The following is a 19,397-nucleotide window of genomic DNA, read 5'->3' as shown; positions in this document are numbered from 1 at the left end:
GCCGGCTCAGCGGCGGGCGCCCTCCATCGCGCGCCAGCGGGCGAGGTTGTAGCGGGCGTCGACCAGCGCGTCGTGGGTGCCCTCGGGCTTGGGGGGCAGCGGCGGCCGGCCGAGGTCGTCCCACCGCTGGCGCAGCTCCCGGGTGAACCGCGGGATCGGCCGGGGCAGGGCGGGCATCGCGCCCCACAGCTGGCACAGCGCCACGTGGTCGTAGGCGGCGAACCAGGCCCACAGCTCGATCTCCTCACCGGGCCCGGTGAGGAACGCGAGCAGGTCGTCGCGGATCCGCTGCCGGGTCCGCCAGGCGCGGTCGGCCGGCGGCGGCAGTTGGTCGAGCACGTTGCGCCGCACCCACGGGATCGCCCGGCGCTCGTCGAACTCCGTGCTGACGGCGTAGAACTCCCGTCCCGTGTCGTCGACGACGCCGATCGACACCAGGTCGATCGTCGTGCCGTCCTCGATGAACTCCGTGTCGTAGAAGAACCGCCGCACGCACCCACCGTAGGTGCGGGTTAGGTTCCCCCTCATGCCGGTGCTGGCGATCGACGCGGGGACGACCGGGGTGACCGCGCTGGTCGTGGGGGGGGGGGGGGGGGGGGGGGGGGGGGGGGGGGGGGGGGGGGGGGGGGGGGGGGGGGGGGCGGGGGGGGGGGGGGGGGGGGGGGGGGGGGGGGCGGGGGGCGCCCCCCCCCCCCCCCCCCCCCCCCCCGCGGCTACCGCGAGTTCGCGCAGCTGTTCCCCCGCCCGGGCTGGGTCGAGCACGAGCCCGAGGACATCTGGACGGCGACCCTCGCCGCCTGCCGCCAGGCGCTGGCCGGCACCGACGCGCAGCCCACCTGCGTCGGCATCACCGACCAGCGGGAGACCGCCGTCGTGTGGGACCGGCGCACCGGCCGGGCGCCGCGGCCGGCGATCGTCTGGCAGGACCGGCGCACCAGCGGCATCTGCGACCGGCTGCGGGAGGCCGGCGCCGAGGAGCGGTTCGCCCGGCTCACCGGGCTGCGGCTGGACCCCTACTTCACCGGCACCAAGTTCTGCTGGCTGGCCGCCGAGGAGCCCCGCCTGTGGGCCGGCGTCCGCGACGGCAGCCTGGCGCTGGGCACGGTCGACTCGTTCGTCGTCTCCCGGCTGACCGGCGGCGCTGCGCACGTCACCGACCCCAGCAACGCCTGCCGCACGCTGCTCTACGACCTCGAGGCCGGCGGGTGGTCCGAGGAGCTGTGCGAGCTGTTCGACGTCCCCCGGTCCGCGCTGCCGGAGGTCGTGCCGAGCTCCGGCGTCGTCGGCACGACCGACCCCGACGCGTTCCTGGGCCTGGAGCTGCCCGTCGCGGGCATCGCCGGCGACCAGCAGGCCGCCCTCTTCGGCCAGGCCTGCTACACCCCCGGCACGAGCAAGTGCACCTACGGCACCGGCTCGTTCGTCCTCACCAACACCGGGACGACCCCCGTCCGCTCCGGTGCCGGGCTGCTCACCACGGTGGCCTGGGACCTCGGCGACGGCCTGGTCTACGCGCTGGAGGGGTCGATCTTCGTGACCGGCGCGGCGGTTCAGTGGCTGCGCGACGGGCTGGGCCTCATCGACTCCGCCGCCGAGATCGAGGGACTGGCGCGCACCGTCCCCGACTCCGGCGACGTCGTCTTCGTCCCCGCGCTGACCGGGATGGGCGCCCCGCACTGGGACCCGCACGCCCGCGGCACCATCGTCGGCCTCACCCGCGGCACCACCCGTGCGCACCTGGCGCGGGCGACCCTGGAGGCGATCGCGTTCGAGGTGCGCGACGTCGTCGACGTCATGGTCGACGAGGCGGGGCTGGAGGTGCCGGAGCTGTCGGCCGACGGCGGCGCCAGCGCCAACGACCTGCTGCTGCAGCTGCAGGCCGACCAGCTCGGCGTGCCGGTGCGCCGCCCGGTGGTCACCGAGACCACGGCGCTGGGTGCGGCGTTCCTCGCCGGCCTCGGCACCGGCGTGTGGTCGACCACCGACGAGCTGGCCGCCACCTGGTCGCTGGACCGCCGGTTCGAGCCGGAGCCGGGACGGCGGGACGACGGCCGCCACGACCGCTGGCGCGCCGGGCTGGCCCGGGCCGGGAGCTGGGCGGTCCGGGCGTGACGAACGGTGAGCGCCACGCGGACCTCCCGCTGCGGGACGGCGACCTCGTGGAGTTCCTGCTCGCGCGGTTCGACGAGGACGAGGAGGCCGCCCGCTTCGTCCAGCTCAGCCGCGCACCCAGCAACCGCGCCCTGGTCGCCCACGTGCTGCGCGACGTCGCGACCAAGCGGCAGCTGGTCGAGTACTTCCGCGACCTCGAGCGGCAGGGCCCGCGCGGCGACACGATGGACCACGCGCTGCGCCTGATCGGGCAGACCTACGCCGACCACCCGCACTACCGCTCGGAGTGGCACCCGGAGTCGCACCCCTGAGGGTCGGTGCCCGTCGGACCTCGCCGTCCGCGGGTGCCCGGGCCGACCGGTGGCGGAACGGTCCAGGGGTTCCGGGCTGTACGTCTCTGAGTGCGGTGGCACTCAGAGACGTACAGCCCGCGGACCGAGGTGGCCGGGGCAGCGCCGCGGCGCGGGGCTCGAGCCCCGCGAGGGGCGGTCCTCAGCCCGCGAGGGTGTCCGGCGTCCGCTCGGCGGCCTCGTCGACCGGGGGCTGCATGCCCTTGATGACCTCGGAGGCGCTGGCGCCGGTGGCGTCCATCGACTTCTTCACCTTGGCGCCGTAGACGTCGACGTACTCCTGCGCCGACAGCGTCATGATCTCGTACATGATCTCGTCGGTGATCGACCGCTCGACGAAGCGGTCACCGGCCAGCCCCTCGTAGCGGCCGAAGTCCAGCGGCGCCCCGAAGCGGACGCACACCCGGGGCAGCTTGGCCCCCACCAGCGGCCACCGGCGCGGCCGGTACACCATCGCGACCGGGACGACGGGGACGCCGGTCTCCAGCGCCATGCGGGCCACGCCGGTCTTGCCGCGGAAGAGCCGGCCGTCCGGCGAGCGGGTGCCCTCGGGGTAGATGCCGAGCAGCCCGCCCTCGCGCAGGATCCGCAGCCCGGTGCGGATCGCGTTCTCCGCGGCCGAGGCGTTGCTGCGGTCGATCGGCACCTGCCCGGCGCCGGAGAAGAAGGCCCGCTGGAGGAACCCCTTCACGCCCTTGCCGGTGAAGTACTCGGCCTTGGCGAGGAACGTGACGCGCCGCCGCAGCGACAGGGGCATGAAGACCCAGTCGGCCGCGGACAGGTGGTTGCTGGCCAGGATCGCCGCTCCGGTGCGGGGGACGTTGTCCACGCCCTCGGCCCGGGGCCGGAACAACACCTTGACGACCGGGCCGACCGCCACGAACTTGAGGAACCAGTAGAACAACACGCCTCCCTCGGGGGCTGCCAGACTAAGGAGCCCGGCGGCGGATGGACAACGTGAGGTCCGCGCCGCCGGACCCCGCCCGCGCTGCCGGTCGGCTCCCCCGCCGACGCCGAGGAGGACTCCCGTGCCCACGAACGAGGCACCCGGCCGCGGCCTGCTGCCCGGCGCCGAGCCGTTCGCCTTCCCCGGCGGCCCCGCGGGCGGCGGCACCGGCGTCCTGCTGCTGCACGGGTTCACCGGCTCGCCGTTCAGCATGCGGCCGTGGGGCGAGCACCTGGCCGCGGCGGGCTTCGCCGTCCGCGCGCCGCTGCTGCCCGGCCACGGCACCCGCTGGCAGGACTGCAACCTGAGCACCGAGCAGGACTGGGTGGACGCCGTCACCACCGCGCTCGACGAGCTCGCCGCCGAGTGCGACCGCGTCGTCGTCGCGGGCCTGTCGATGGGCGGCACCCTGGCGGTCCGGCTGGCCGAGCTGCGTCCGGACGACGTCGCCGGGCTGGTGCTGGTCAACCCCTCCCTGCTCACCCAGCGACTGGACGCCAAGCTGCTGCCGCTGCTGGCCCGGCTCACGCCCAGCTGGGCGCCGATCGCCAACGACATCAAGAAGGCCGGCGTCACCGAGCTGGCCTACCCCAAGCTGCCGACCCGCGCGGTGCTGGGCCTGCGCCGACTGTGGACGGCGACCCGCGCCGACCTCGCCCGCGTGACCGCGCCCCTGCTGGTGTTCCGCAGCGTCACCGACCACGTCGTCGAGCCGGCCTCGGTGCGGGTGCTGCTGGCCGGCGTCTCGAGCACCGACACCACCGAGGTGCTGCTCGAGGACAGCTACCACGTCGCCACCCTCGACAACGACGCCCTGCGCATCTTCGCCGGGTCCGTGGACTGGATCCGGACCCGCGTCCCGGTCCTCGAGGAGGAGGCGTGAACGGCCGGCGCGGACGGCGCGACAACGGGCTGGACGCCACGCTGTGGACGCCGCTGCGCGACGTCGACCCGCGGGTGGGCGAGCACCTGCTCGACCTGCTGCGCGACGCCGGCATCGCCGCCTACCTGGAGCCCTCGGCCGACGTCGAGCCCTACACCCGCACGGTGTCCCTCCCCAGCCCGCCGACCGACCGGATCTACGTCGACCGCGCCCGCAGCGGCGAGGGTCGCGCCCTGGTCGAGGAGCACGTCGACGAGCACGTGCCCGAGCGGACCCGGGCACCGCGCGCCCCACGCCCGGACGTCGACGAGGACGCCGAGTGGGCCCGCATCGTGGCCGCGTTCGAGGCCGAGCACGGCCGCACCACGGTCGACGCCGAGCCCGCCGACACCCCACCCCCGCCGCCGGCCGAGCCCGAGGTGCTCGACCGGCCGGAGGAGCACTACGAGCCGCCGCCACCCCCGCCGGTGCCCGCCCCCGCGCCCGCCTCGCTGTACGCGGTGCTGCTGATCGCGGTCGGCGCGGTGCTCGTGGTGGCGCCGGGGGTCCTCCGGCTGTCCCCGGACGTCGGCCTGGTGCTCGGCGTCGCCGCGGTCGTCGGCGGGGTCGCGCTCCTGGTGTCGCGGATGCGGGAGCGGTCGACGGAGGACGGCGACGACGGCGCCGTGGTCTGAGAGAAGGCAGGCGGTGGACGCCCCGTACTCGACCACGGTGACGCTGACCGGTCACCTCATGGACACCGGCGTCCTGGCCCGGGTGCTCGACGACGTCCTGGAGTACGGCGGGGACTACCTCATCGAGGGCCTCACGCTCGGCCGGCAGCACGAGGACGAGTCGCGGGCCACGGTGCGGGTCAGCGCGGGCGACGGCGACCTGCTCGAGCGGATCGTCATGCGGCTGCAGACCCACGGGGCCAACGCCGTCGACCCCGGGACGGCGACCACCAGGCCCGCGCCCGCCGACGGCGTCTTCCCCGACGACTTCTACTCCACGACCAACCTGGACACCTTCGTCCGCCTGGACCGGGAGTGGCTGCCGGTCGACCGCGCCGAGATGGACTGCGGCCTGGTGGTGACCGAGACGGCGGGGCGCGTCGCCGTCCGCACGGTGCCGGTCAGCGACGTGCGGGCCGGTGAGTCGGTGGTCTGCGGCGCGCACGGCGTCCGGGTGGAGATGCCGCCGGCGGTCGCGCGCGGGGACGAGGAGGCCTTCGGGTTCATGTCGTCGGCGGCCTCGAGCGAGAAGCCGCAGGTGGTGCTGGTCCGCCAGATCGCCGAGCGGATGCGGGAGGTCCGGGCCGCCGGGCGGAAGGTGCTGTGGGTCGGCGGGCCGGCCGTCGTCCACACCGGCGCGGCGCCGGCGATGGTGCGGCTGGTGGACGCCGGCTACGTCGACGTCCTGTTCGCCGGCAACGCCCTGGCCACCCACGACATCGAGTCGGCGCTGTACGGCACCTCGCTGGGCGTCGACCTCGCCAAGGGGTCGGGGGTGCCGCACGGCCACGAGCACCACATCCGGGCGATCAACACGATCCGGCGGGCCGGCTCGATCGCGGCGGCGGTCGAGTCGGGCGTGCTGACCGGCGGGGTCATGCACGCGATGGTCCGCGCCCGGAAGCCGTTCGTGCTGGTCGGCTCGGTGCGCGACGACGGGCCGCTGCCCGACGTGTACACCGACGTCATCGAGGGTCAGCGCGCGATGCGGGCCCAGCTGCCGGACGTCGGCTTCGCGATCATGGTGGCGACGATGCTGCACGCCATCGCCACCGGGAACATCCTCCCGGCGTCGGTGCCCCTGGTGTGCGTGGACATCAACCCGGCCACGGTGACCAAGCTGGCCGACCGCGGCAGCGCCCAGGCGATCGGCATCGTCACCGACATCGGCCTGTTCCTGGAGCAGCTCGCCCGGGAGCTCACCGGAGGCTGAGGGGCGAGGAAACCTGCACCCTCAGCCTCCGCTAGGCACCCCCCTCGGCCACGGCGCGGCGCACGAGGTCGGCGGCACCCACCAGGCCGGCCTGCGCGCCGAGGCGGGCCGCGACCACCCGCGGCCCCGGGCGGAACCCGCGGCCGGGCAGCGCCCGCTCCAGCCGCTCGCGCGCCGGGCGCAGCACCATCTCGCCGAGCACGCTCACCCCGCCGCCGATGACGACCACCTCCGGGTCCATCACGGCGGCGAGGTCGGCGATGCCCTGCCCGAGCCAGGACCCGACCTCGGCCAGCAGCTCCAGCGCCAGCGGGTCGCCGTCGGCCGCGGCGGTCGCCACGTGCTCGCCGGTCAGCCGGTCGGCCTCCCCGCCCACCCGCTCCAGCAGCAGCGCGGCGGCGGCCGGGGAGTTGCGGGCCACCTCGCGGGCGGTCTGCCCGAGCGCGGTGCCGCTGGCGTACTGCTCCCAGCAGCCGCGGTTGCCGCACGCGCACAGCCGCCCGTCGGGGACGACGCGCATGTGGCCCCACTCCCCCGCCACGCCGTGCGACCCGCGCTGGAGCCGGCCGTTCATGACGATCCCGCCGCCGATGCCGGTGCCGAGGGTGATCATCAGCGCGAGGTCGGCGCCGGCCGCCGCGCCGTAGCGGTACTCGGCCCACGCGGCCGCGTCGGCGTCGTTGCCCACCCACATCGGCCGCTGGAGCCGGTCGAAGAGGTCCTTGCGCAGCGTCGAGTTGCGCCAGGCGAGGTGCGGACTGAACAGCACCGTGTCGCCGGTCCGGTCGAACCAGCCGGCCGCGCCGACGCCGACGCCGACCAGCGGGCCGCCGTGCATGCGGGCCAGGTCGTCGACGACGGCGGCGATCGCGTCCTCCGTCTCGCTCACCGACGACCCGGGGGTGGCGCGGCGGGCGGTGGCGACGACCGTCCCGTCCGGGGCGACGACGCCGCCGGCGACCTTGGTCCCGCCGATGTCGATGCCGAGCGCGGGGAGCTCCGCGGCGGCCGGCTCCGCGGAGCCGTGGGTGGCGGCCACTCAGGCGATCTCGATGTGCTGCACCGCGGCGGCCGGCTCCGGGACGGTCTGCTCCGAGACGGTCTGCTCCGAGACGGTCTGCTCCGGGGCCGACGGTTCCGGAGCGGCCGGCGGCTCGTCGGCCGGTGCCGCCGACGGCGTCGCGGCCGGCGCCTGCTCGGCGAGGGAGCGCAGCGCCGCGGCGGCGGTCCCGAGCACGTCGGCCAGGGCGGCGGTCACCTCGGGGCGCTCGCCGCGCACCACGGCCGCCACCTGGCAGACCGGGCACCAGCGGCAGTCCGCATGGTGGCCGGTGCCCTCCGCGTCGGTCCGTGCGGCCTCGCCGAGGGTCTGGCCGAGCCCGGCGACCAGTCGGCGGGCCTGCTCGACCCAGTCGGGTCCGTCGGTCATGTCCTGCTCCCCTCGGCGGCCAGCAGATCGGCCGGCCACTGCTGCGGATCGGGTGTGAAGGTCACCTCGAGCCGCGCCCGGGCGGTGCCGGCGTCGGCGAGGTGGCCGGCGGTGACCACGCACCGGCGCAGGAGCGCGTCGAGCCGGATCGAGCGGCGCGCCCCCGCGGCGGTGACGACGAGGTCGTCCTGCCAGCGGGTCAGTTCCAGTGCGTCGCGCTCGGCGAAGGGCAGGGCGAGCACCAGCCGCCGTCCGCCGTCCACCCGCTCGGACACGGGTGTCACGGGCGCCGCGGGGGTGCCGGCGTCGCCGTCCGGGAGGAGGGCGGCCAGCCCGTCGGCGTCGGCCGGGACGTCCGGCGCCTCCGCCACCCGCCGCACGGGGGCCAGCTCCGCCAGCGCGGCGAGGACGGCGTCCTGCTCGGCGGCGCGCCGGCGCCACCACTCCCCCGTCCCGGCGTCGGGCAGCACCCGGCTGAGGACGGCGGTCGGCCGCTGCCCGTGCAGCGCCAGGGCGGTCACCGCCGCGCGCAGCACCGGAACGGCGTCCGGGCGGGGCACGGCGACCAGCCGGACCTCGGTGGTGGCCGGGTCGGCCAGGTCGACCCGGCCGATCAGCTCCTCGAGCACCGGGACGGCGTCCAGGGCCGCGTCGACCGGCCCCCGCGGGAGCGCGCCGGAGCGCACCGCGGCGGTCCGGACCGCGCCCAGCATCCGCACCCGCGTCGGCAGCGCCTGGTCCAGCCACCAGCGCAGCACGCCGGGCAGGCCGACGAGGGCCGCGCCGGAGGGCAGCGGCCCGGCGTCGACGACCACGACGTCGGCCTCGGCGTCGGCCCGGGCCCGGCCGAGCCGCGCCAGCAGCGCCAGGTCGCGGGCGCCGGGCAGGGGGACCACCGAGCTGGCCGGCGGCAGGGCGACCCCGGGCGCCGCCGCCGACAGGGCCGGAGCCGAGGCACCCCAGAGGGACTCCAGCGCGCCGAGCGGCTCCACCGGGTCGACCGACAGGCCCGGGACCGTCGACAGCCCCGGCCGCACGGCGGCGGTCAGGAGCAGGGTGCGGGCCCCGGACCGGGCCGCGCGGACGGCGGCGGCCGCCGCGAGGGTCGAGGTCCCGGCCCCACCGGGGCCGGTGTGGAGCAGCGTGCGCACGTGCCGGTCAGCCCTCGACGCGCTTCTTGAGCTCCTTGAGGGCGGTGTCGAGGATGACCTTCTCCGCCTTCCGCTTGAACATCCCGAGCAGCGGCAGGTGGGTGTCGATGGTGATCCGGTAGGTGACCTCGGTGCGCCCGTCGCGCTCGACGAGGGTGTAGGAGCCCTCCTGCCGCTTCTGCATCTGGCCCTGCACCAGGTTCCACGACACCGCGCGGTCGCCGTCCCAGTGATACTCGAGGACGTAGTCGTCCTTGACCATCCCGGCGTCGATGACGAAGCGCACCCGGCGGGCGCGACCGCCGGCACCGGCCTCCACCACGTCCACCTGCTGGGCGGCGGCGACCCACTGCGGATAGGCCTCGAAGTCGGCGATGACCGCCATCACGTCCGCCGCGGGAGCCTCGACGGTGATCGACTGCGTGGACTGGTCGGCCATGGGCGCCAGGCTATCCGTTGACCGTCCGGTCGCCCGGTCGTGGCACACGCGCCTGCTACTCCTGGGTAGCCCCCAGCGGCTAGATTTGGCCCGTCCCGGTCCGGGACCGCAGGCGACGGTGCCGTGGTCGGGTCGGGAGGAGAGGACCAGGCGTGCGCGAGTTCAGCGTCCCGGCGACGACCGAGGTGGGTCCCGACGAGGCCCTGCCCGACCTGCTCACCACCAACGTGACCGCGCACGGCGACGACGTCGGCCTCCGCGTCCGGCGGGACGGCCACTGGGAGGACGTCACCTGGCGCGAGTTCGGCGCCCAGGTCGACGGCGTGGCCAAGGGCCTCGTCGCCGCCGGCGTCCAGGCCGGCGACCGGGTCGCCCTGCAGGCCAAGACGCGCTACGAGTGGACCGTCCTCGACTTCGCCATCTGGGTCGCCGGCGGTGTGGTCGTCCCGATCTACGAGACCTCCAGCCCCGACCAGGTCGCCTGGATCCTGTCGGACTCCGGCGCCCGGGCCGCCGTCGTCGAGCGCGCCGAGCACGCCACGGCGGTCGACTCCGTCCGCGACCAGGCCCCCGAGCTCGGCCCGGTGTGGGTCATCGACGACGACGCCGTCGGCACGCTGACCGCCGCCGGGGCCGACGTCCCCGACAGCGAGCTGGCCGCCCGCCGCGCGACGCTCCGCTCGTCCAGCCTGGCCACGATCATCTACACCAGCGGCACGACCGGCCGGCCGAAGGGCTGCGAGCTCACCCACGCCAACTTCCTGTTCGAGATCGGCAACGGGATGACCCTGCTGGACCGGTTCCTGAACCGGGACGGGTCGCTGCTGCTGTTCATCCCCCTGGCGCACGTGCTGGCGCGGGTGCTGGAGGTCGGCGCGGTGAAGACCCGCACCGTCATCGGCCACACCCCCGACGTGTCCAACCTCGTCGAGGACCTCGGCGCCTTCCGGCCCACCTTCGTCCTCGCCGTCCCCCGGGTGTTCGAGAAGGTCTACAACCAGGCGAAGGCCAAGGCGGAGGCCGACGGCAAGGGGAAGATCTTCGACCGGGCGGCCCGGGTCGCGATCGACTGGTCGCGCGCGCAGGACACCGGCGGCCCCGGGCTGGCGCTGCGGGCCCAGCACGCGCTGTTCGACAAGCTGGTCTACGGCAAGCTGCGCGCCGCCCTCGGTGGCCGCTGCCTCGGCGCGGTCTCCGGTGGCGCCCCCCTCGGCGAGCGGCTCGGCCACTTCTTCCGCGGCATCGGCGTCACCGTCTACGAGGGCTACGGCCTGACCGAGACCACCGCCGCGGCGTCGGTGAACCACGACGCGGCCTTCCGCATCGGCACCGTCGGCCGGCCGCTGCCCGGCGTGGAGGCTGCGATCGCCGACGACGGCGAGATCCTGATCCGCGGCGGCATCGTCATGCCCGGCTACTGGAAGAACGAGCAGGCCACCGCCGAGGCGATCGACCCCGAGGGCTGGTTCCACACCGGCGACCTCGGCGACATCGACAGCGACGGCTTCATCCGGATCACCGGCCGCAAGAAGGAGATCCTGGTGACCGCGGGCGGCAAGAACGTCGCCCCGGCCGTGCTCGAGGACCGGCTGCGCGCCCACCGGCTGATCAGCCAGTGCATCGTCGTCGGCGACCAGCGCCCGTTCATCGCCGCGCTGATCACCCTGGACGAGGAGGCGCTGCCGTCCTGGCTGGAGTCCAAGGGCAAGCCGGCCGGCACGACGGCGGCCGACCTGACCGACGACCCCGACGTCCTGGCCGAGATCGAGTCCGCCGTCACCGAGGCCAACAAGGCGGTGTCGAAGGCCGAGTCGATCAAGAAGTTCCGGGTGCTCGCCACCGACTTCACCGAGGCCAACGGGATGCTGACCCCGAGCCTGAAGCTCAAGCGCGCCGTGGTGATGAAGGAGTTCGACACCGAGGTCGAGGCCCTCTACAGCCGCTGAGGCGGGCCCTCCAGGAGGTCGGCGAAGGTCGCGGCGATCGTCGGCCACGACCACCGCTGCTCGACCCACGCCCGGCCGGCCGCGCCCATGGCGCGCGCCCGGTCCGGGTCGTCGAGCAGGGCGGCCACCGTCGCCGCCACGCCCTCGGGCGACCGCGGGTCGGCGACGACGTGCCCGGTCACGCCCTCCTGCACCGTCTCCGGCGCACCGCCGGAGGTGCCGGCGACCACCGGCCGGCCACAGGCGGCCGCCTCCAGGTAGACCATCCCGAGCCCCTCGACGTCCAGGCCCCCGCGGCGGGTGCGGCACGGCATTGCGAAGACGTCCCCGGCGGCGTAGTGCGCGGGCAGCCGCTCCGGGCGCACCGGGCCGGTGAGGACGACGGAGCCCTCCAGCCCGGCGGCGGCCACGGCGCGCCGCAGCCGGGCCTCCAGCGGGCCGCCGCCGACCAGCAGCAGCCGGGCGTCGGGATGGCGGGCCAGCACCCGCGGCCAGCCGGCGACGAGGACGTCCTGCCCCTTGCGCGCCACCAGCCGGGAGACGCAGACGACCACCGGGGCGTCGCCGAGCCCGTACCGCTCGCGCACGGCCGCGCCGTCGGCGTCCGGCGTGAACCGGTCGACGTCCACGCCCGGGGACAGCTGCGCCATGCAGGCGGCGCCGTCCAGCGCCGGCGCGAGCCGCTGGTGCGTGTACTCGCTGATGTAGGTCAGGACGTCGAGGCCCCCGGCGATGCGCCGCATGAGCTGCCGCGCTCCCGGCAGCGCCACCCACCCCGTCTCGTGGCCGTGGGTCGCGCCCACGAGGTGGCCGACCCCGGCTGCGCGCAGCGCGGGTGCGAGCAGGCCGAGCGGCGCGGCCGCCCCGAAGAAGGCGGTGTCGCACCCGTACCGGCGGGCGAGGCCGACCGCGGCGCGCGCCGTGGCGGGCGTGGGCAGCAGCATGCCGGTCCGCTGCCGCACCACCGGGTACGGCAGCGCGGCGTCGTACTCCTCCCAGCCGGGCGAGCGCGAGGCGAGCACGACCAGGGAGTCCGGCGGGCGGCGGGCCAGGAGCGCGGCGACGAAGGTCTGGATGCCGCCCTGGCGCGGCGGGAAGTCGTTGGTGACGACGAGCGTCCTCACCCGCCCTCCTGCAGCCGCTGCCAGTCCTCGGCGAGGGCCACGCGCTGGGGTCCGGTCGGGTGCGAGCCGAAGAACCACTGCCAGGCCGCGGGCGGGTCCGGGTCGGCGAGGTTCGTGCTGGCCAGCCGGTTCTGCATGGCCACGAACGCCTCGGCGTCCCCGGTCAGGTCGAGGGCGTGCAGGTCCGCACGCGCCTCCACGTGCCGGGACACCAGGTTCTGCACGGGCGTGGCCACCAGCGTGCCGAGTGCGGCCAGGAACAGCACCAGCGGCACCACCCGCGGGTCGCCGGCGGAGTCCGCACCGGCCCGGCGCAGCAGCGGCTGCCAGGACAGCAGCCAGCCCAGCAGGGCGACCGACCCGGCGGCCCCCAGCGCCCCCTCCAGCGTCCCGGTCAGGACGTCGTCGGTGGCGACGTGGCCGAGCTCGTGGGCGGCGATGGACTCGATCTCGGCGTCGGACAGCAGGTCGAGGGCCGTGTCGTAGAGCACGATCCGCCGGGTCGAGCCGAACCCGGAGACGTAGGCGTTGAGCGCGGTCGTCCGCCGGGAGGCGTCGGCGACCAGCACGTCCCCGACCGGGGTGCCGTTCTCCTCCGCCAGCTCCAGCAGGTCGGTGCGCAGCTGCCCGGCCGGCAGCGACCGGAAGGAGTTGAACGCCGGCTCGATGAGCACCGGGTACAGGAAGGAGCCGATGACGACCATCGCCGCCGCCGCTCCGGCGGCCCAGGCCCACCACGTCCGGGGTGCACGGCGGGCCAGCCACACCACGGCGAGCAGGGCGAGGGCGGTCAGCACGGCGTTGATGGCGGTGGAGACGGCGACGTCCCGCAGCCACAGCGGCCAGCTGCGCGTCGAGAGCCCGAACCGGTGGCGGACCACCTCCCCGTAGGCCGACAGCGGCAGCGTGACCAGCCGGCCCACCACCATCAGCGCCACCGTGCCCAGCAGCACCTGCCAGACCCATCCACCGCCCAGCGGCCGGGCCACCGTCCGGACCAGCCACCGCCCGAGCGGGGTCAAGGCGAACACCGCCGAGGTCAGGAGCCCCAGCACCAGCGAGGCGAGGGACGCCGGGCGGATCGCGGCGGCGAAGGACTCCGCCTGTTCGACCACCCCAGGGGCGAGACCGGCGCCCGGACGGATCGGGCTGGCGCCGCCCGGCGGTTCCGGCAGCAGGGTCCACGGCGTACCGACGGCGACGACGACCACGAAGGCCGCCCCGAGCACTCCCGCGACCAGCAGCGCGGCCCGGCGGGCGCTCACCCGGCCGATCCTAGAAGGACCCCCTGCCCCCCACCGTGGACGGACCCCGTCCTCCCCACCCTTCGCACGCTCGGGGCGGGCCCCGGGACGGGGCCGCGTCGGGGCCCTGCAGGGGGCCGGGGTGGAGCCGCCACCCCGGCCCTTGCCGTGCCTATGCGAGGCGGCGCATGGCGGTGATCCCGCCCATGGAGTCGACGCTGACCACCTTGACCGGCTGGCCGGACGTCGAGGCGTGCACCATCTGGCCGTTGCCGATGTACATCGAGACGTGGCTGACCGGGCTGTAGTAGAAGATCAGGTCGCCCGGCTGCAGGTCGGCCCGCGAGACGGCGGTGCCCATCGTCGACTGGATGCGGCTGGAGTGCGGGAGGCTGATGCCGGCCGCGGCGTAGGCGTACTGCGTCAGCCCCGAGCAGTCGAAGGCGGTCGGCCCGCCGGCGCCCCACACATAGGGGTCGCCGACCTGGGCCAGCGCGGTGTCGACGGCGGCCTGCGCGGCACCGCTGGCGGCAGCGGCCGGCGCAGCGACGGCGACGGGCTGGCCGGCGTGCGCGGTGACGACCTCCTGCTGCTGCGGCGCGGAGAGCGCGTCGTACTGGGCCCGGTAGTCGGCGATGTCGGACTCCAGCTGCGCCTGCCGGGCGGTGACGTCGTCGAGGGTGGCCTGCGCCTGTGCCTGCGCGGCATCGGCGTCGGTCGTGGCCTGCTCGGCGGCCGCCGCGCTCTCGGCCACCTGGGCCAGGACGTCGGTGGTGTGGCCGGCGATCACCTCGAGGGTCGCGAGCTGGGAGACGAAGTCCTCCGCGGAGGTGCTCGTCATCAACACGTCCAGCTGCGTCATGCCGTCGCCGGTGAACGCGGTGCGCGCGACCTGGCGGATCTGGCCGTCGAGGGCGTCGAGCTGCTGCTGCGCGTCCGCGGCGGCCTGGCGGGCGCGGTCGGCGGCGGCCTGCTGCTGGGCGAGCACCTCGCGGGCCTCGTTGACCTGCTCGGTCACGACCTCGAGCTCGTGGCCGGCCTGGGCGACCAGCTGGGCGGCCTGGGCGGCGGTGCCGGCCTGCTGCGGGTCCGCCGCGGCCGTACCCGGCAGCAGCGTGAGGGCCAGGGTGGCGGTGGCTCCCAGGACGATCCCGCGACCGAGTCGGCGGGCCAGGCGGGGGCGGCGGAACAGGACCGGGAGGTCGGGGTGGGACAGGTCGAGTGCATGCCCCAGGGCAGGGCGAGGCGTCGCCACGGTCGGCGGCTCTCCGTTTCTTCCTCAGCAACCGCCTACCGAGTTAGCTGACGGGTTCGGGCTGGGAAGAAGTGCCCTATCTCTGCGCTCCGGCGGACCGGCGCGTGTGCCCCGGGGTCACCGGCGCACGCGAGAACTCACCCCAGGACTGCGGTGGGTCCCCGGTTCCCCCTCGACGCCGTGCGCGGCGCGTCGGGGAATTCGGCGGTGTCCTCCCGAGGTCACCTCTCTCAGGTGACGACCGCCCGGTCGGACCGGCTCACCGTACGGGCGTGATGAAGTTGTGACAAACGGGGTCTGCGTGGACTGTGGGAACAGCCACACCCCCGGCCCGCGCCACGCCGTCGGCCACGCACGGTCACCGAGACCGTCGACGGTGTGTGCCCGCCGCCCTGGCGAGGACCCGGCGGCCGCGCCTCACCCGGTGCGCCGCCGGCCCCTGGCCGCGCCCGCGGCACGCCCGTCCGCGGACGACTGGTGCCGCAGCGGCGGGACCAGGCCGCCCTCGGCCAGCGCCCGCACCGCGCGCCGCTCGACGTCGTCGAACTCCACGACCACACCGGGCCGCGGCACGACGGCGTCCTCGGCGGTCGCGGCCGCTCCGCCGTCGCGCCGGCCGGTCATCGGCACCACCGTGGGGTCGGCGGTCTCCCAGCCCGGCGGGGCACCCAGGAGGACGGTGACGACGCAGTCGGCACACCCGGTGCCCCGGGCGGTGCACGTGTCGCAGTCGATGAACATGGCCCACTCCTCTGCTGGCCGACGCCTCGTCGCAGGAGCCCTCCATGGCCCCGGTCGGTCCGCGCAGCACGCTAGGGACGGGCACCGACAGTTCCGCGCGACCGCGGTCGGCCGCTCCCCGGCCCCGGCGCGCGTCCCCGGGACTGTCACTGCCCCGACCTACCGTCCGCCCCGTGCCCTCTTCCCCTGCCCGGCTGGCCGGGATCGCCGCCGGGACAGCCGCACGAGCCGCCGCCGGGCTCCCCCGCTACGAGCAGGCCACCATCGAGGAGCTCGGCACCCCCCTGGCCGAGGTGACCTTCGTGGTCGTCGACCTGGAGACCACCGGAGGCTCCCCCAAGGACAGCGCCATCACCGAGATCGGCGCGGTCAAGGTCCGCGGCGGCGTCGTCCTCGGCGAGTTCCAGACCCTGGTCGACCCGGGCTGTGAGATCCCGCCCTACATCAGCGTCCTGACCGGCATCACCTCGACGATGGTCGCCACCGCCCCGCGCATCGGCGCGGTGCTGCCGCACTTCCTGGAGTTCGCCCGGGGCGCGGTCCTGGTGGCGCACAACGCCCCCTTCGACCTCGGGTTCCTCAAGGCCGCCTGCGCCGAGAACGGGATCGCCTGGCCGGCGACGGCCTCGGTCGACACCGCTGTCCTCGCCCGCCGGCTGCTCACCCGCGACGAGGTGCCCAACTGCAAGCTGGCCACCCTGGCGCCCTACTTCCGCACCACCACCGACCCCTGCCACCGGGCGCTGGCCGACGCCCGCGCCACGGTCGACGTGCTGCACGGGCTCTTCGAGCGGCTCGGTCCCCTGGGCATCACCAGCCTGGAGGAGCTCACCGGTCTCACCCGCCAGGTCGACCCGGAGCGGCTGCGCAAGCGGCACCTGGCCGACGCCGTCCCGTCCGGCCCGGGCGTCTACCTCTTCCGCGGCCCGCGCGACGAGCCCCTCTACGTCGGGACGTCGAACGACCTGCGCAGCCGGGTCCGCAGCTACTTCACCGCCGGTGAGCAACGCAGCCGGATCACCGAGATGGTGGCGCTGGCCCAGCGGGTCGACGCGATCCCCTGCGCGCACGACCTCGAGGCCGCCGTGCGGGAGCTGCGGCTGATCGCCGAGCAGAAGCCCCGCTACAACCGGCGCTCCCGGTTCCCGGAACGGGCACTGTGGGTCCGGCTGACCGAGGAGCCGTTCCCCCGGCTGTCGGTGGTCCGCCGGGTCCGCCCCGGCGCGGGGGTGTTCCTCGGCCCGTTCCCCGACCGGCGGGCCGCGGACGCCGCCGTCGCGGCGATCCACGAGTCGCTACCGCTGCGGCAGTGCACCGGCCGGCTGTCGGTGCGCGTGTTCGGCACCGCCTGCGCGCTGGCCGGCATGGGCCGGTGCGGCGCCCCCTGCACCGGCGCCCAGTCGGTCGAGGAGTACGCGGGCATCGCCGAGGTCCTGCGCGCCGCCGTCGCGGCCGACCCCCAGGCGCTGCTCGCGCCCCTGCTGGCCCGCGTCGAGCGGCTGGCCGCCGAGGAGCGCTACGAGGACGCCGCCGTGCTCCGCGACCGGGTGGCGGTCCTGGTGCGCGCCGTCCGCCGCCGGCAGCGGCTGGAGTCGCTGGCCGCGGTGCCGGAGCTGGTCCTGGCCCGCCCCGACGGCGCGGGCGGCTGGCACCTGTCCGTCGTCCGCCGGGGGCGGCTGGTGGCCGCCGGCTGCGCGCCCCGGGGGACGTCGGTACGGGACACGCTGGCCGGCCTGCTGTCCACCGCGGAGACGCCGCTGGGCCCGGACGACGAGCTGGCCGCCTCGGTCGACGAGACCGAACTGGTGCTGCGCTGGATGGAGAAGGCCGGCACCCGCCTCGTGCAGGTCTCCGGCACCCTCGCCTGCCCGGTGCCCGGAACCGGCGGCTACAGCGCCTTCCTCGACCGCGTGGAGGCCGGCCACAGCGGCCGCGACCCCTTCGCCGACACCCGCGCGCTCGGCACCCGCGCGCGCCCGGACCGGGTCTCCCCCGGGCCACGCACAGCCGCCGGCCCGGCGACACCCCGGCTAGCATCGCCGGCGTGATCACCGCCATCGTCATGATCGACGCGGCCACCGACGCGATCCCCGAAGTGGCCGAGGCAGTCGCCGACCTCGACGGGGTCAGCGAGGTCTACTCGGTCGCCGGCACCGTCGACCTCATCGCCGTGGTGCGCGTGCGGGAGTTCGAGCAGATCGCCGAGGTCGTGGCGGGGCGGATCAACAAGGTGCCCGGCGTCCTGGAGACCGACACCCACATCGCCTTCCGCGCCTACTCCCGGCACGACCTCGAGGCGGCCTTCGCGATCGGCTTCGACACCGCCGACTGAAGGGTCAGGCCTGCAGCGACCGGCTGACCGCCACCCAGCGCTCGAGCTGTGCCTGCGCGCGCCCGTCGTCGACCGCCGCTGCGGCCCGCTCCAGCCCACCGGCGAGGACGTCGTGCAGCCGGCCGGCCCGCTGGTCGAACGCGGCCAGCGCCGCGGCGGCGTTGAGCAGCACCGCGTCCCGCACCGGCCCCCGCTCACCGGCCACCACCCGCCGGAAGACGTCGGCGTTGAAGGCCGGGTCCCCGCCGCGCAGGGCCCCCTCGGGCGGGACCTCGATCCCGAGCGCGGTCGGGTCGAGCCGGTCGGGCTCGACCTCGCCGTCGCGGACCACCCACACCGAGGAGGTGGTCGTGGTCGTGAGCTCGTCCAGGCCGTCGTCCCCCCGGAACACCAGACCGCGCATGCCGCGCCCTGCCAGGACGGCGGCCAGCACCGGCGCCATGCGGGCGTCGGCGCAGCCGATGGCGGCAGCCACCGGACGCGCCGGGTTGGCCAGCGGGCCCAGGAAGTTGAAGACCGTCCCGACACCCATCTCCCGCCGGGGCACCGCGGTGTGGCGGAACCCCGGGTGGAAGACCGGCGCGAAGAAGAAGCCGATCCCGGCCTGCTGCACGCACGCGGCGACCGCCGCGGCCGGCAGGTCGATCACGACACCCAGCGCCTCGAGGACGTCCGCGGCCCCGGAGGACGACGACGCCGCCCGGTTGCCGTGCTTGGCGACCGGCGCCCCCGCCGCGGCGGTCACCACCGCGGCCATCGTGGAGATGTTGACCGTGTGCGCCTGGTCGCCACCGGTGCCCACGATGTCGACACAGTCGAGAGGCAGGTGCACCGGCGTGGCCCGCTCCAGCATGGTGGCCGACAGTCCGGCGACCTCCTCCGCCGACTCACCCTTGGCGCGCAGCGCCACGGCGAAGGCGGCGATCTGGGCCGGCGTGGCCTCACCCGCCATGACCTCCCGCATCGCCCACGCGGCGTCGTCGGCGGAGAGGTCCTCGCGGGCCAGCAGCCGGGTCAGCAGCGCGGGCCAGGTCGGCGTGCGCGCGCTCACCGGCGCGGAACGGGCCGGCGCCCCACCCGGTCGCGCAGCAGGCCGGCGACGACGGTGGGAGCGGTCAGCGGGTCGACGGGGAACGGCAGGGTCGCGTCGGCCTGCGACCAGTGCGCCAGCCAGCGGTCGGGCTGCCGCGCGATGAGCACGCACAGCGCGGGACGGTCGGCGACCTCCACCGTGATCTGCCGGCTGAGCGCGAGCCCCCCGGCCGGCTGGGCCTCGCCGTCGAGGATGCAGAGGTCCACGCCCCCGCCCTCCACGGCGTCGATCACGTCCGCGTCGGTGGCGCACTCGAGCCACGTCACCGGCCCGACGTCGGCCGCCGGCCGACGTCCCACGGCGGGGGGGGGGGGGGGGGGGGGGGGGGGGGGGGGGGGGGGGGGGGGGGGGGGGGGGGGGGGGGGGGGGGCCGGGGGGGGGGGGGGGGGGGGGGGGGGCCGGCCGCGGCGCGGCCCGCCCCCGCGC

The 19,397-nt window shown here is 76.0% G+C and carries 19 protein-coding genes, 1 pseudogene and 1 riboswitch; of the genes and pseudogenes, 8 read left to right on the top strand and 12 right to left on the bottom strand.

Annotation, left to right across the window (positions count from 1 at the left end; all coding sequences use genetic code 11):
- Positions 1–6 precede the first annotated feature (6 nt).
- Positions 7–492, bottom strand: coding sequence for a polyadenylate-specific 3'-exoribonuclease AS (locus tag ACI78Q_RS17835; RefSeq protein ID WP_456924773.1), 486 nt, complete (start codon positions 490–492; stop codon positions 7–9).
- Positions 493–726: 234 nt separating this feature from the next.
- Here ACI78Q_RS17835 and ACI78Q_RS17830 point away from each other — a divergent pair.
- Both ACI78Q_RS17830 and ACI78Q_RS17825 read left to right on the top strand, forming a co-directional pair.
- Positions 727–2,112 (top strand): annotated as a pseudogene (locus tag ACI78Q_RS17830) (FGGY family carbohydrate kinase); the annotation flags it as partial.
- Entirely contained in the window at positions 2,109–2,423 is a 315-nt protein-coding gene (locus tag ACI78Q_RS17825; protein ID WP_456924772.1) for a DUF6221 family protein, read from the top strand. The pseudogene ACI78Q_RS17830 and the gene ACI78Q_RS17825, both read left to right, overlap by 4 nt.
- A 181-nt stretch (positions 2,424–2,604) precedes the next feature.
- Here ACI78Q_RS17825 and ACI78Q_RS17820 read toward each other — a convergent pair whose 3' ends face one another.
- The gene (locus tag ACI78Q_RS17820) at positions 2,605–3,369 is read right to left on the bottom strand and encodes a lysophospholipid acyltransferase family protein (protein WP_456924771.1); all 765 of its coding nucleotides are present in this window, start codon (positions 3,367–3,369) and stop codon (positions 2,605–2,607) included.
- A 121-nt stretch (positions 3,370–3,490) separates the two neighbouring features.
- Here ACI78Q_RS17820 and ACI78Q_RS17815 point away from each other — a divergent pair, with 121 nt between their 5' ends.
- Genes ACI78Q_RS17815 through ACI78Q_RS17805 form a run of 3 tightly spaced genes read left to right on the top strand, consistent with a single transcriptional unit; the run spans position 3,491 to position 6,217 of the window.
- Positions 3,491–4,291, top strand: coding sequence for an alpha/beta hydrolase (locus ACI78Q_RS17815; RefSeq protein WP_456924770.1), 801 nt, complete (start codon positions 3,491–3,493; stop codon positions 4,289–4,291).
- Positions 4,288–4,965, top strand: a complete 678-nt coding sequence (locus ACI78Q_RS17810) for a hypothetical protein (protein WP_456924769.1) — start codon at positions 4,288–4,290, stop codon at positions 4,963–4,965. The genes ACI78Q_RS17815 and ACI78Q_RS17810 overlap by 4 nt, the downstream gene beginning before the upstream one ends.
- A gap of 13 nt (positions 4,966–4,978) precedes the next feature.
- Positions 4,979–6,217, top strand: a complete 1,239-nt coding sequence (locus ACI78Q_RS17805) for an ornithine cyclodeaminase, nickel-pincer nucleotide-dependent (RefSeq protein WP_456924768.1) — start codon at positions 4,979–4,981, stop codon at positions 6,215–6,217.
- Between the two features lie 31 nt (positions 6,218–6,248).
- Here ACI78Q_RS17805 and ACI78Q_RS17800 read toward each other — a convergent pair whose 3' ends face one another.
- From ACI78Q_RS17800 to ACI78Q_RS17785, 4 genes are read right to left on the bottom strand one after another with little or no spacing between them, the layout of a single operon-like run.
- The gene (locus ACI78Q_RS17800) at positions 6,249–7,256 is read right to left on the bottom strand and encodes an ROK family glucokinase (protein WP_456924767.1); all 1,008 of its coding nucleotides are present in this window, start codon (positions 7,254–7,256) and stop codon (positions 6,249–6,251) included.
- Positions 7,257–7,646: a hypothetical protein gene (locus ACI78Q_RS17795; RefSeq protein ID WP_456924766.1), complete on the bottom strand. Its 390-nt coding sequence runs from the start codon at positions 7,644–7,646 to the stop codon at positions 7,257–7,259.
- A complete protein-coding gene (locus ACI78Q_RS17790) occupies positions 7,643–8,797 on the bottom strand; it encodes an ArsA family ATPase (protein ID WP_456924765.1) in 1,155 nt (384 codons plus the stop codon). The genes ACI78Q_RS17795 and ACI78Q_RS17790 overlap by 4 nt, the downstream gene beginning before the upstream one ends.
- A 7-nt stretch (positions 8,798–8,804) precedes the next feature.
- A complete protein-coding gene (locus tag ACI78Q_RS17785) occupies positions 8,805–9,236 on the bottom strand; it encodes an SRPBCC family protein (RefSeq protein ID WP_456924764.1) in 432 nt (143 codons plus the stop codon).
- A gap of 152 nt (positions 9,237–9,388) precedes the next feature.
- Between ACI78Q_RS17785 and ACI78Q_RS17780 the strand changes: the two genes are divergently transcribed.
- Complete coding sequence (locus tag ACI78Q_RS17780; protein ID WP_456924763.1) at positions 9,389–11,182, top strand: AMP-dependent synthetase/ligase; 1,794 nt, start codon at positions 9,389–9,391, stop codon at positions 11,180–11,182.
- Here the strand turns inward: ACI78Q_RS17780 and ACI78Q_RS17775 are convergent.
- From ACI78Q_RS17775 to ACI78Q_RS17760, 4 genes are all read right to left on the bottom strand, one after another.
- Positions 11,170–12,306, bottom strand: coding sequence for a glycosyltransferase family 4 protein (locus ACI78Q_RS17775; RefSeq protein ID WP_456924762.1), 1,137 nt, complete (start codon positions 12,304–12,306; stop codon positions 11,170–11,172). The two genes, ACI78Q_RS17780 and ACI78Q_RS17775, sit on opposite strands and share 13 nt — an antisense overlap.
- Entirely contained in the window at positions 12,303–13,571 is a 1,269-nt protein-coding gene (locus ACI78Q_RS17770) for a M48 family metallopeptidase (RefSeq protein WP_456924761.1), read from the bottom strand. Before ACI78Q_RS17770 ends, ACI78Q_RS17775 begins: the two co-directional genes overlap by 4 nt.
- A 151-nt stretch (positions 13,572–13,722) precedes the next feature.
- Positions 13,723–14,805, bottom strand: coding sequence for a C40 family peptidase (locus ACI78Q_RS17765; protein ID WP_456924760.1), 1,083 nt, complete (start codon positions 14,803–14,805; stop codon positions 13,723–13,725).
- Between the two features lie 16 nt (positions 14,806–14,821).
- A riboswitch (cyclic di-AMP (ydaO/yuaA leader) is annotated at positions 14,822–15,022 on the bottom strand.
- 200 nt (positions 15,023–15,222) lie between these two features.
- Positions 15,223–15,546, bottom strand: coding sequence for a hypothetical protein (locus ACI78Q_RS17760; RefSeq protein ID WP_456924759.1), 324 nt, complete (start codon positions 15,544–15,546; stop codon positions 15,223–15,225).
- Between the two features lie 173 nt (positions 15,547–15,719).
- Here ACI78Q_RS17760 and ACI78Q_RS17755 point away from each other — a divergent pair, with 173 nt between their 5' ends.
- Positions 15,720–17,594 (top strand): DEDD exonuclease domain-containing protein, encoded by a 1,875-nt coding sequence (locus tag ACI78Q_RS17755; protein ID WP_456924758.1) that lies wholly within the window; start codon positions 15,720–15,722, stop codon positions 17,592–17,594.
- Entirely contained in the window at positions 17,591–17,878 is a 288-nt protein-coding gene (locus tag ACI78Q_RS17750; RefSeq protein WP_456924757.1) for an Lrp/AsnC family transcriptional regulator, read from the top strand. The genes ACI78Q_RS17755 and ACI78Q_RS17750 overlap by 4 nt, the downstream gene beginning before the upstream one ends.
- Before the next feature lie 4 nt (positions 17,879–17,882).
- On the opposite strand, the gene trpD is transcribed toward ACI78Q_RS17750, so the two are convergent.
- Both trpD and ACI78Q_RS17740 read right to left on the bottom strand, forming a co-directional pair.
- Positions 17,883–18,929, bottom strand: a complete 1,047-nt coding sequence (trpD, locus tag ACI78Q_RS17745; RefSeq protein ID WP_456924756.1) for an anthranilate phosphoribosyltransferase — start codon at positions 18,927–18,929, stop codon at positions 17,883–17,885.
- Positions 18,926–19,237, bottom strand: a complete 312-nt coding sequence (locus ACI78Q_RS17740) for a hypothetical protein (RefSeq protein WP_456924755.1) — start codon at positions 19,235–19,237, stop codon at positions 18,926–18,928. The genes trpD and ACI78Q_RS17740 overlap by 4 nt, the downstream gene beginning before the upstream one ends.
- Between the last annotated feature and the right edge of the window lie 160 nt (positions 19,238–19,397).

The organism is Geodermatophilus sp. SYSU D00705 (assembly GCF_054050135.1).
Note: the sequence above shows the minus strand (reverse complement) of the source record. Positions and strands in the feature narration are given on the sequence as shown.

What these genes read in the sequence shown, in the direction of transcription:
- ACI78Q_RS17760 (WP_456924759.1), bottom strand. Translation starts at nt 15,546, where the DNA reads ATGTTCATCGACTGCGACACGTGCACCGCCCGGGGCACCGGGTGTGCC.
- ACI78Q_RS17795 (WP_456924766.1), bottom strand. Translation starts at nt 7,646, where the DNA reads ATGACCGACGGACCCGACTGGGTCGAGCAGGCCCGCCGACTGGTCGCC.
- ACI78Q_RS17785 (WP_456924764.1), bottom strand. Translation starts at nt 9,236, where the DNA reads ATGGCCGACCAGTCCACGCAGTCGATCACCGTCGAGGCTCCCGCGGCG.